Origin of the sequence: Protofrankia sp. CiT1, assembly GCF_917627335.1 — a bacterium.
In the GTDB taxonomy this organism is placed as follows: Bacteria; Actinomycetota; Actinomycetes; order Frankiales; family Frankiaceae; genus Protofrankia.
Genome location: NZ_CAKJTP010000139.1, coordinates 1 through 10,296, shown reverse-complemented (window position 1 = coordinate 10,296; position 10,296 = coordinate 1). Strand labels below are relative to the sequence as shown.

General features: G+C 68.7%; 13 protein-coding genes. 9 read left to right on the top strand and 4 right to left on the bottom strand.

Annotated features, from left to right (window positions below; genetic code table 11):
- Positions 1-931: 931 nt before the first annotated feature.
- From MJ785_RS17505 to MJ785_RS17480, 6 genes are all read left to right on the top strand, one after another.
- Positions 932-1,783 carry a helix-turn-helix domain-containing protein gene (locus MJ785_RS17505; protein ID WP_239381813.1) on the top strand — a complete coding sequence of 284 codons (852 nt, stop codon included), beginning with the start codon at positions 932-934 and terminating at the stop codon, positions 1,781-1,783.
- The gene (locus tag MJ785_RS17500) at positions 1,773-2,531 is read left to right on the top strand and encodes an ATP-binding protein (protein ID WP_239308202.1); all 759 of its coding nucleotides are present in this window, start codon (positions 1,773-1,775) and stop codon (positions 2,529-2,531) included. The genes MJ785_RS17505 and MJ785_RS17500 overlap by 11 nt, the downstream gene beginning before the upstream one ends.
- 223 nt (positions 2,532-2,754) lie before the next feature.
- Positions 2,755-3,090 (top strand): DUF6247 family protein, encoded by a 336-nt coding sequence (locus tag MJ785_RS17495; protein WP_239308201.1) that lies wholly within the window; start codon positions 2,755-2,757, stop codon positions 3,088-3,090.
- Positions 3,090-3,338, top strand: coding sequence for a type II toxin-antitoxin system RelE/ParE family toxin (locus MJ785_RS17490; protein WP_239308200.1), 249 nt, complete (start codon positions 3,090-3,092; stop codon positions 3,336-3,338). Before MJ785_RS17495 ends, MJ785_RS17490 begins: the two co-directional genes overlap by 1 nt.
- A 225-nt stretch (positions 3,339-3,563) precedes the next feature.
- Positions 3,564-3,896 (top strand): hypothetical protein, encoded by a 333-nt coding sequence (locus tag MJ785_RS17485; protein WP_239308199.1) that lies wholly within the window; start codon positions 3,564-3,566, stop codon positions 3,894-3,896.
- Positions 3,897-3,980: 84 nt separating this feature from the next.
- Entirely contained in the window at positions 3,981-4,592 is a 612-nt protein-coding gene (locus MJ785_RS17480; RefSeq protein WP_239308198.1) for a superoxide dismutase, read from the top strand.
- 374 nt (positions 4,593-4,966) lie between these two features.
- Here the strand turns inward: MJ785_RS17480 and MJ785_RS17475 are convergent, their stop codons facing one another.
- The 3 genes from MJ785_RS17475 to MJ785_RS17465 are packed head-to-tail and all read right to left on the bottom strand — an operon-like array spanning position 4,967 to position 7,304.
- Positions 4,967-5,431, bottom strand: a complete 465-nt coding sequence (locus MJ785_RS17475) for a hypothetical protein (RefSeq protein WP_239308197.1) — start codon at positions 5,429-5,431, stop codon at positions 4,967-4,969.
- A 5-nt stretch (positions 5,432-5,436) separates the two neighbouring features.
- Positions 5,437-6,318 carry an ABC transporter permease gene (locus MJ785_RS17470; RefSeq protein WP_239376128.1) on the bottom strand — a complete coding sequence of 294 codons (882 nt, stop codon included), beginning with the start codon at positions 6,316-6,318 and terminating at the stop codon, positions 5,437-5,439.
- Positions 6,315-7,304 (bottom strand): ABC transporter ATP-binding protein, encoded by a 990-nt coding sequence (locus tag MJ785_RS17465; protein ID WP_239376130.1) that lies wholly within the window; start codon positions 7,302-7,304, stop codon positions 6,315-6,317. Before MJ785_RS17465 ends, MJ785_RS17470 begins: the two co-directional genes overlap by 4 nt.
- Positions 7,305-7,516: 212 nt before the next feature.
- Here MJ785_RS17465 and MJ785_RS17460 point away from each other — a divergent pair, with 212 nt between their 5' ends.
- Both MJ785_RS17460 and MJ785_RS17455 read left to right on the top strand, forming a co-directional pair.
- The gene (locus MJ785_RS17460; RefSeq protein ID WP_239308194.1) at positions 7,517-7,915 is read left to right on the top strand and encodes a BlaI/MecI/CopY family transcriptional regulator; all 399 of its coding nucleotides are present in this window, start codon (positions 7,517-7,519) and stop codon (positions 7,913-7,915) included.
- The gene (locus MJ785_RS17455) at positions 7,915-8,841 is read left to right on the top strand and encodes a M56 family metallopeptidase (RefSeq protein ID WP_239381815.1); all 927 of its coding nucleotides are present in this window, start codon (positions 7,915-7,917) and stop codon (positions 8,839-8,841) included. Before MJ785_RS17460 ends, MJ785_RS17455 begins: the two co-directional genes overlap by 1 nt.
- Positions 8,842-8,885: 44 nt before the next feature.
- Here MJ785_RS17455 and MJ785_RS17450 read toward each other — a convergent pair whose 3' ends face one another.
- Positions 8,886-9,740, bottom strand: a complete 855-nt coding sequence (locus MJ785_RS17450) for a hypothetical protein (protein ID WP_239308192.1) — start codon at positions 9,738-9,740, stop codon at positions 8,886-8,888.
- Positions 9,741-9,826: 86 nt separating this feature from the next.
- Here MJ785_RS17450 and MJ785_RS17445 point away from each other — a divergent pair, with 86 nt between their 5' ends.
- Complete coding sequence (locus MJ785_RS17445; protein ID WP_239308191.1) at positions 9,827-10,210, top strand: BlaI/MecI/CopY family transcriptional regulator; 384 nt, start codon at positions 9,827-9,829, stop codon at positions 10,208-10,210.
- Positions 10,211-10,296 lie beyond the last annotated feature (86 nt).

Here is a 10,296-nt window from a genome sequence, read left to right as displayed (position 1 = left end):
TAGTTGTTTGACTATCAAGTGTAGCTGATAAAGCTATTTCGGGACCAGCGCTGATAGCGCCAGCCGAATCGTTCGGCTACCTCAGGTTATTAGATTGCTCTGCCGATTGTTCGTTATGTCGGTTTTTCGCTGCACGGGTTCGTTTCCAGGGTGCGGCGTTCAGGGCCGATCGGTGGGGGCTACGGGCAGACGGTGTGGCGGCGGAGTGCATCACTACCGGCCCGCTGTCGCCGCCTGCGCCCTCATCTGCGATGCCTGACCCACGCGGAAGAACAGGGAGGCCGCCGCCTTGCCCTTGCTGTCGCGCTAACAGGGCTCCGCCCCAGCCCGACGAGGCATGTGCGCTGTCGCCCCGGTCAGAACGCAGGCTTACGCAGGGACCTGCGATCCGCCGGCCGACCGCCGCCGCCCGCTACGCCTAGTAATGATGACCGGGGCTTAACGCCGAAAGTGCTGGTCAGGTGCGCCTGAAGGTCGCGCTGTGGAGCGGGTAGTCGTCACGATACGTCAACTTGACTCGATCTTCACGGCTTTCGCCGACCAAGCCCTCCAGACGGCGTGAGCCACCACGGTGGCCGAGGCCAGGTCATGCGGCAGACGCTGCCGGGCAGGACCGAATCTTCCCATGGGCATCCAGCAGCACCCGACACAGACGCGCCACAGCCCAGCCCGGTCCACCACTGGAACCGTCGGCGGCCGGTCGGCCGGACACCCGACACCGGCACCCGGCCGCAGTTCATGCCAACTATCATGCTAGCTAGTGTGTTAGCTGGTGAGGAGGATGGACGCTCGACGTCGAGCTCGCGGAGATCGTCGACAACCTTCGCGCCATCGGTACGGACATCGCCGACGTGGAGGTGAAGAAGGCCCACGGCGGACTGCCGAAGCGCTGCGCGAGACTCTCTCCGGGTTCGCGAACACGCGAGGCGGTGTGGTCGTCCTTGGTCTGGACGAGACCCAGGGCTTCGCACCGACGGGACTTCCCGATCCGGCGAGGCTCGCGGCTGATCTTGGTTCCATGTGCTCCGAGGACATGGAACCGCCGCTCCGACCGTTGATCAAGGTCCACGACTTCGAGGGCGCCCAGATCCTGGTCGCTGAGGTCCCCGAGCTCGATCCCGCACGGAAGCCCTGCTACTCGCGTGGGGCCGGCATCACCAAGGGTAGCTACGTCAGGGTCTGCGACGGTGATCGTCGGCTGTCGGCCTACGAGGTCCAGATGATGCTCTCCTCACGTGGTCAGCCTCGTGAGGACGAGCAAACAGTCTCTGGCGTTGGTCTCGATCATCTGGATACGGCCATGGTCGATGCGTTGGTCGCCCGACTGAGGACCAGCAGGCCCTACGCGTTCAAGGACTTGGACCGCTTGGCTGTGCTGCGTCGCGCCAAGGTGCTCGTGACTGGAGACAGCGGCGAGGACGTGGCGTCGCTGGGAGGCCTGCTCGCCCTGGGCAGCTATCCGCAGGAGCACTTCCCGCAGCTGATGGTCACCTTCGTCCACTACCCGACGGAGACCGGCGGCCGGTCCACCGAGCGGTTCCTGGACAACGTGACGTTGGAAGGCCCGGTCCCGGTCATGGTCCGCGACACGTTGGCCACCGTCCGCCGGAACATGTCTCGTCGGGCTGTCGTCGGGGTGCGGGCCGGCAGGACGTCTGGGAGTACCCAGAGGCCGCTCTGCGTGAGGCTGTCGTCAACGCACTGGTCCACCGCGACCTGTCCGGGGGCGCTCGAGGCGCCCAAGTCCAGGTCGAGATGTACCCGACCGCCTGGTGATCCGTAATCCGGGCGGTCTGTTCGGTCCTGTCACAGTCGACAGTCTCGGCGAAGACGGTGTCTCCTCAGCCCGCAACGCCACCCTCATCAAGATCCTCGAAGATGTCCCGCTGCCCGGCGGGACCCGCACCGTCTGCGAGAACCGCGGGTCGGGCATCCGTGCCATGCTCGACTCGCTGCTCACTGCGGGAATGAGCCCACCGGACTTCAACGACAAGATCTCGTCGTTTGTCGTCGTCTTCCCCAACCACACCCTGCTCGGCGAGGAGACCGTCGCCTGGATCACCGGGTTGGGTGAGAAGGGCCTGACCGACAGCCAATGCGTCGCCCTCGCGCTCCTACGCCAGGAAGAAATCCTTGACAATCGCGCCTACCGCAACGCGACTGGCGTCGACTCCCGTGTCGCCACCAGCGAACTTCGGGACCTGGTCACTCGCGAACTCGTCACCCAGACCGGAACCCGCCGCTGGGCCAGGTACCAGCTGTCCTGGCGAACAACCTCAACGAAAGGCCAGTCCTCTCGGGCCGACCGCCGACCGGAGCTGCTCGTCGCCCTCGGAAACGAGACTCTCTCACGCTCCGAACTCGTTGCCCGGACCGGTCTGCGCGACCAGACCATCCGACGGTGGCTGAAGATCATGCGGGACGAAGGCTCGGTCGACATCGTCGGTAGCAGCCTCAAGAGCAGACACGTTCGATACCGCCGCGCCTACCAGGATCTACTCTTCCAATCCGAAGGCACAGACCGCGACTGACGGGATGTCGTGCCCGCCTGTGACGGCGCGAGTACTTGACCATTAGCGTGATGGGCTGACTCCCTGAAACCGCCACGTGTCCCATGCGGCGCGTCGAGCAGCCGGGGGGCTCACGCCTCGACGCACAGGCCGGCCTCGCGCCTGGCGATCGCGGGCTCTCCCGATCGAAAGGTGGGTGCGGCCACCCAGGTTGAGGTGGGTGGGGTGCGCGCACAATGGTGAAATGGGCAGCGCCGACGTGACGACCCCGATCTACGGGGTCCGGAACCGGGTGGAACGGACCGGACCGGCGGTCCGCGCCGCGCTCGATCCGGACCGCCGCGCCGAGTTCGAAGCTGAGTTCCGCGCCGCGCTCGCCCGCGTCGATGATGACCTCGACCTCGCTGCCGCGCAGAAGGTCATCGACCGCTGGTGGCCGCAGGCGTTGCTGTGCGCCAACCCGGAGATCCAGGCCGGCATCAACGCCGACCGGCGCCGCATCGCCGCCGGCGACCCCACTGTGATCGCTGAAACCTGGTACCCGCCTGGCCATCCATACGCGCCATCCCGCACGGTCTGATGGCCACCTACGCCGTCCGCTGGGTCGACTACGCCCGTGAGCAACGGGACTCGCTGTCCGCCGAAGCACGCCACCAGCTCGATACGGCGCTGGGGCGCCTGGTGGCCGACCCCCGCGCGCACGGCATCTACAGCAAGCCTGAGGACCAGTGGACGGCGACGTTCGGCGATGGCTGGGGCGTCATCCTCTACACCATCGAAGACCGCTGGATCACCATCACCGTGCTCCGCGTCACCTGGGTCGGCTGACCGCGCTCCTGCATACCTGGAGCGGTTCGGTACCGGGCCGGACGGTCGGCTGTGGTTCGCCATCCCAAGTCAGACGATCAGTCGGATCTGGCAACGTGCCCGCGCCGTGGCGTCCACGGAAGAAGCCGCGACCACCTCGACACCCCTGACAAGCTCCTCTAGTTTGCAACTGCGAATCTTAGGCAACTAATGTTCAGTCGCAGGCCGACCAAGGGAGCAGGATCTGTGGGAAGCATCCCTACCGACCCAATGGCGGCGTGCCTGCCGGTAGCGATCGAGATCATGACCGCCTACACCGACTCCGTCGACGACCCCGCTTTCTTCTGGGAGAGCGTCCAGCGGGTGATGACCGACGGCGCACAGCGCATCAACCCGGCAGCGGCCATGGCCGAGCTCGTACTCGGGCTGGCAACCCTGTGCGGAATCACCCTGAACGATCTCGCCGACCGTTCGGGATCAGACCTCGCGGCACGGGACATCCTGCGCGACATCCAGCGCACGTACGTCTCCGGCACCGCCGGACCCGCCAGGCCAGCCGGCTCGGCCGAGAGCGGCTGACGGCATCTCCTCGCCCACGAACCACACCGACGGTCCGCACACCCGCGGATCATCGTCCACCACCAACCAGCGAAGGACGACCAGGTGAGCGTCTACACCCTGCCCGACCTGCGGTACGACTACGCCGCGCTGGAGCCGGCGATCAGCGGCCAGATCATCGAACTGCACCACGACAAGCACCACGCGACCTACGTCGCCGGCGCCAACACCACCCTGGACAAGCTCGCCGAAGCCCGCGACAAGGGCGACTTCGGCGCGATCGTCGGCCTGGAGAAGACCCTCGCGTTCAACGTCTCCGGCCACATCCTGCACTCCATCTACTGGCAGAACCTCTCCCCGGACGGCGGCGACAAGCCCGACGGCGCCCTCGGTGACGCCATCACCGAGTCCTTCGGCTCCTTCGACAGCTTCAAAGCCCAGCTCACCGCCGTCACCACCACCGTCCAGGGCTCCGGCTGGGGCATCCTCGCCTACGACCAGCTCTCCGGCCGCCTGCTCGTCGAGCAGGTCTACGACCACCAGAGCAACGTCGGCATCGGCAACACCACGCTGCTGGCCTTCGACGCCTGGGAGCACGCCTGGTACCTGCAGTACAAGAACGTCAAGGCCGACTACGTCACCGCCCTGTGGGACATCGTCAACTGGGCCGACGTCGCCGCCCGCTACACCACCGCCAAGCAGATCACCCCGGCCTGACCCAGCCCCGCGTAGAGGCCCCGCGCCCAACACCCTGTCGGCAGGGAGGGCTCACATCCCACCCAGCCGGCAGGGTGCCCCGCCATCGAAGACGAGCCCCCGCAACGAGTGACACGCCAGAGCCGGCTGTGAAGGCCACCGCTCGCGCCCGGCTCCAGCTGCGGGAGGATCTGTAAAGCCGGAGATCGGATCGCCAGCCTCCGTCCCGAACAGCCAGCCATTGGGGCCGGTCCCGGACAGCCGGAGGTGACGGTGCAATGCCGACGGATCGGCCAGGCTCGACACCGCTCGAAGGTCCAGCCGTCGATGACGGCCAGCGTCGCAAGGGCTGCGGTCAGGAGCCCAGCCGCGCCGACCGCGATCACCGCCGTGGTTCAGGTGGTGTCGAAGCAGCCGTCGAACTCGAACACCGGGTTGATGACGTCCTTGCCGGTGGTGGTGTGGAGGGTGACGGGTCCGACGATCTTAGCTGGGCCACCGGCCTGGTAACAGCCGTTGGATCGCACCTGCAGCTCGAACTTGCCGTCCTGGTTCTTCCCGGCGCCGTCGGTCCAGCGGACCTGGCAGGCCCAGTCACTGCCCGCGCCCTTGTCCTGCGTTCCTGGAGTGCTCCGTTGGCAGCTGGCTTTCGTAGCGACCGCGGCCGGGGTGAGCCCGGGGTGGCCGAGCAGGGCCTGCTGTTGGACGTAGAGGTTGGCGAAGACGGAGCCGAGAGAGCCTTCCACCCGCGGCCGGGTGACATCGGTAGCGCAACCGCCCAGAACGGCGGCCAGCGCGGCCGCGGCGCCGGTCGCGAGGACCGCACGGGGCATTCGGACACGGATGGTGAATCGTCGCATACGGGTCATCCTCCGGTGATGTCGCGCCGGCGCAGCGCCAGGTAGGCGACGGCCAGGCAGCTTGTGATGTAGCCGGCGCTGACCAGCGCACCCTGATCCAGTTGCCCGTAGTACGGATGCGCCGCCAGCAGGCCGTGCCAGGCGTCGAACGGGGTGACCAGCAGCAGGTGGCGGATCGTGTCCGCGCCGTTGAGGAACGCGTAGAGCTGCATGAGCAGCCCGAGGATGATCGGGCCGACGATCCCGGCGGGGCTGCTGCGGGTGAGCACCGACAGCATGATCCCGAGGGCGGTGAACCCGAGCAGCGGCAGCAACGCGCTCGCCCACGCCGCGAGCACCAGCTCCGCGGCGCGGCCCGGGGGCAGCAGGGTGCCCGACAGGCTTTCCAGTGGCTGGTGGCCGACCAGCAGGACGCCCGCGGCCAGGCAGCTGACCGCCAGGACGGCGAGGACGAGGGCGGCGAACGTAGCCGCGGCCAGCGTTTTCGCCCAGAAGATCTGGGTGCGGCTGTGTGAGCGGGTCAGGATCGTCTTCCAGGTGCCGTGCTGGTCCTCGCTGGCGAAGATGTCCCCAGCGACCAGGCTGGTCAGCAGCGGGAACACCCATTGGGCGGCGAACCCGAGGATGAGCAGCGGGGTGGCGAAGCCGCTGGCGTGTAGCCACCGGCCGTACAGGGTGTCCTTGGGCAGGCGGTCCTGGCGGTCGAGCAGCACCACGAACACGAACGGCGCGGCCAGGCAGACGGCGAGCGTGACGCGGGCACGGGCCTGGGCGGCGAGTTTCGTGACCTCCCACCGGTAGGCGGTCGTCACCCGGCCGCGGCCGGCCGGACCGGTCTCGATGGCTGCCGGGGGCGTAGTGGTCGTCGTCATGGCTGCGGTGCTCATCGGGTCCCTCCGGTGCGAGCGTGCGGCCGCGGGGCGGAGATGTCAGCGGCGGGCATGCCAGCGGCCGGCCGGTCGGGTTCGGTGAGCATGAAGAACAGCGACTCCAGCGGCGCGACCTCCAGCCCGAGGGCCCGTACGGCGATACCCGCCCGGCCAAGGGTGATGATGTAGGCGTCCGCCGCGGCGGGCTGGGCGCGCAACGCCAACCCGCCGTCCGGGTGGACCGACACGGCGACGCCGGGGCGGTCGATGGCCAGGTCCAGCGCCCGGTCATCGTCGCTGGTCGCCAGCCGGTGGGACGGGTCGGGCGCTTGGGCGCGCAGCTGGCTGATCGAACCGTGATAGACGACCCGGCCGGTACGCATGATCGTGACGTTGTCGCAGATCTCCTCGACCTCGTCCATGTTGTGGCTGCTCAGCAACACGGTCAGCCCACCCGCGGCAAGCCGCTTGACCAAGGCGCGCATGTCGCGGATACCGGCCGGATCCAGCCCGTTGGCCGGCTCGTCGAGGACGAGCAGCCGCGGGTCGCGCAGCAGGGACGCGGCCACCCCGAGCCGCTGACGCATCCCGAACGAGTAGCCACCGACCTTGTCCCCGGCCCGGCCGGCAAGGTCGACCAGGGTGAGGACCTCGTCGATCCGGCTGTCGGCGCCACCGCCGTCGAGCCCGGCCAGCAACGCCAGGTTCCGCCGTCCCGACAGGTAGGGGTAGAACCGCGGGCTTTCGATGAACCCCGCAACCCCGTCCAACGTCGCCGGGCCGGCCTGCGCCCAGCTGCGGCCGAACAGCCGCAGCTCCCCGGCGTCCGGGCGGATCAGTCCGAACAGCATCCGCAGGAACGTCGTCTTGCCCGCCCCGTTCGGGCCGAGGATGCCGTACACCTCCCCGACGTCCACCCGTAGATCAACATGATCCACCGCGGTGAGGCCGCCGAACCGTTTGACCAGACCGGTGGCCTCCACCGCCGGTACGCCAGCCGCCATACATCCTCCTCCGAGTATCTACTACTCATCGAATAGTAGATTGCCGCGCGAAGGTGGCACGTGACAGGTCCGATCGCGAGAACCTGGGGCCCCTCGGGAAGCGAGTCGACGGCCGGCTCCCCCACGACGACGGCCGGCACGGCGGGCTGAGTGTGCTAACGACCCACCAGCTCGTACTATCAGCTTGATAGTAGTGAGGGACGGAGAGGCAGTTGGCGAAGAGGCGGGAGCCGGGGGCGCTCGAACGTGAGGTGCTCGCCGCGATCGCGGCGGCCGGCCGGCCGCTCACCCCGGCCGAGACACTCGCCGAACTCGGCGAACCACTGGCCTACACCACCGTGATGACCACCCTCGCCCGCCTGCACGACAAAGGCGCCCTCACCCGGCAGCCGGCGGGCCGCTCCTACACCTACGCGCTGGCCGCCGGCCCGGACACCCTCGACGCCGCCCTCACCGCCCGACAGATGACCCGCCTGCTCGGCGCCGGCGCCAACCGGGCCGAAGCGCTGGCCCGCTTCGTCGCGGACCTGCGTCCGGAAGACGAACAGCTCCTCGCCGACATCCTCGCCAGCCACCACACCCACGCCGGCTCGGACGACAGGCAGCGGTGATGACGGCCGTCGCGCTGATCCCGTTCGTCACCAGCCTGCTGCTGACCGTCAGCGGCGGCCGGCTCGGCCGGCGGCTGCCGCCCGCCGCCGCCACCCGGCTGCTGACCACCGCCTGCCTGGTGACCGCCCTGGCCACCGGCTTCATCCTGGCGGTCGCGGCCTTCACCCTGCTCGCCCCGCTGCCCCCGCTCACCGCGATCGGGCACTGGTCAGCCGCTGTTGTCCGCGGCCACGACCCGCTGCCCGCCACGGCCGGGCTGCTGCCGGCGTTCACCGTCGCCGGGCTGGCCGCCAGCGCCGCCCGCCGCGCCGTCCTCGTCGGCCAGGACCTCGCCGCAGCCGAATTCACCTGCCGGCGGCTGGGCCCCGCCCCCACCGGCCTCGTCATCGTCGACGACGACCATCCCGACGCCTACACCCTGCCCGGACTCACCGGCCGGATCGTGGTCTCCACGGCGATGCTGCGCGCGCTGCCCGCCGACGAACGCCGGGTGCTGCTCGCCCACGAACACTCCCACCTGCGCCACCGCCACCACGCCTACACCCAGCTCGCCAGCCTCGCCGCCGCCGCCAATCCGCTGCTGCGGACACCCGCCGCCGCCGTGCGCCTCGCCGTCGAACGCTGGGCCGACGAGGACGCCGCCGCTATCGCCGAAGACCGGGCTGTGGTCGCCCGAGCCCTGGCCCGAGCCGGCCTCGCCCGCACCAGCACACTGACCACTCCGACCGTGGCGCTCGGCGCCGTGCACACCGACCTCGCCCACCGAGCGCGGGCCTTGCTGGACCCGCCCCCGAAGCCGCGGCCGGCCCTGGCGATTGCCCTCGCCGCGCTCGTCCTGACCACCGCAGCCGCCGCGGTCGACACCGCCCATACAACCGAAGGCCGGTTTGAACGCGCGCAGGCAACCTATGCGCACCGATCCTGACCGGTCGCCAGACAGCCCGCGACATCCTGCTCGCCGATCTGCATTCAGTCGATGTCGGCTGGACGGAACCGCGGCCGTACCTGCTGGGGAAGGGCCGGGTCCTGCGGATCGATGTTTCTGATGGCTCCGTCGTCGACACCGCCGCGTTGGATGTCACCGCGCGTCACTGTCAGGTAGCCGACCAGGCTAGCAATCACAACGAAAGCGGTGAGGGCGACCAGGCCGTCGCCGAGGCCCACACCGGACCTTTTCGCCGGCTTGCCGAGCCAGTCGGCGAACGAGGCACCCAGCGGCCGGGTCACTACGTAGGCGAACCAGAAGGCGACGACCTCGTTCAGCCCGAACCGCCACCAGGCGACCACCGGCATCAAAATGATCACTGCGAACAGGATGCCTGAGGGCAGATAGCCAAAGCGCAAGGAGTCCGCGGTGAGATCGCCGGCGGCGGTGCCCAGCGCGAAGGTCGCGAGCACGGTCAGCCAGTAGTAGGTCTCCCGGCGGCGGGTCACGATGCTGTGGATCGACAGCGTTCCCTCACTGCGGTGCCACGTGTAGAAGACAGCCGCGAGGACCACAAGATAGAGGACCGTCGAACCGATGTGGCCGATGGGTGGCCCGTCGGCGACCATGGTGCCGAAGACCGCGACCATCATCACCGCGAACCAGTAGACGGGAGCGGAGTAACGGCGGACCCGGAACTGCAGCCAGAGCGCGAACGTGAAGCCGAGGAGGCCGATCGTGCCCGCGAGCACCAGGTTGACGTGCGCAAGGTAGTCCGAGGCCGCCTCGCCCATACCCGTCGTCAGAATTTTGACAACCCAGAACAATGCTGTGATCTCCGGAACCTTGGGAGCGAGGGGCTCGCGGCTGCGGGTCTGGTTGTCCGGCAAAGAAGGCATCGATGTCTTTCTGGATGGGCGGCGGGAGCATTTCAGGCAGCCAACATGGCTGCTACAAACTACTACAGGCAGGGTAGGTTGAGGATGTGACAACCCGATCGGATGACGGGCCGCGGCGCCGGCCCGGACAGCTGGAAGCTGAGGTGCTGGCGGTGTTGTGGGCCGCCGAGAGGGCGATGTCGCCAGGTGAGGTACAGACCGTCATCAGCGGGAGCCTGGCCTACACGACGGTGATGACCATCCTCAACCGGCTGCACGCCAAAGGCGTGGTGACCCGGACAGCGGACGGGCGCACGTTCGTCTACCAGCCTGCGCAGAGCACGGCCGAGTTCACCGCCCAGCGGATGCGTGGGCTGCTGGAACAGGTCGACGATCCAGCCGGGGTGCTGGCCCGGTTCGTCGACACGCTGAACCCCGGCGAGGAGCAGGTGCTGCGCGATCTGCTCGACCGGCCCCGGCCGGAGAGCTGACCGGTGCGGCTGGCTATCTGCCTGGCCGGCGCGGCAGCGCTCGTGCTGCTGGCGGCCGCCCGGCCGGCGGCCCGGCGCCTGCCGCC

What these genes read in the sequence shown, in the direction of transcription:
- MJ785_RS17475 (WP_239308197.1), bottom strand. Translation starts at nt 5,431, where the DNA reads ATGCGACGATTCACCATCCGTGTCCGAATGCCCCGTGCGGTCCTCGCG.
- MJ785_RS17470 (WP_239376128.1), bottom strand. Translation starts at nt 6,318, where the DNA reads ATGAGCACCGCAGCCATGACGACGACCACTACGCCCCCGGCAGCCATC.
- MJ785_RS17465 (WP_239376130.1), bottom strand. Translation starts at nt 7,304, where the DNA reads ATGGCGGCTGGCGTACCGGCGGTGGAGGCCACCGGTCTGGTCAAACGG.
- MJ785_RS17450 (WP_239308192.1), bottom strand. Translation starts at nt 9,740, where the DNA reads ATGCCTTCTTTGCCGGACAACCAGACCCGCAGCCGCGAGCCCCTCGCT.
- MJ785_RS17455 (WP_239381815.1), top strand. Translation starts at nt 7,915, where the DNA reads ATGACGGCCGTCGCGCTGATCCCGTTCGTCACCAGCCTGCTGCTGACC.
- MJ785_RS17495 (WP_239308201.1), top strand. Translation starts at nt 2,755, where the DNA reads ATGGGCAGCGCCGACGTGACGACCCCGATCTACGGGGTCCGGAACCGG.
- MJ785_RS17490 (WP_239308200.1), top strand. Translation starts at nt 3,090, where the DNA reads ATGGCCACCTACGCCGTCCGCTGGGTCGACTACGCCCGTGAGCAACGG.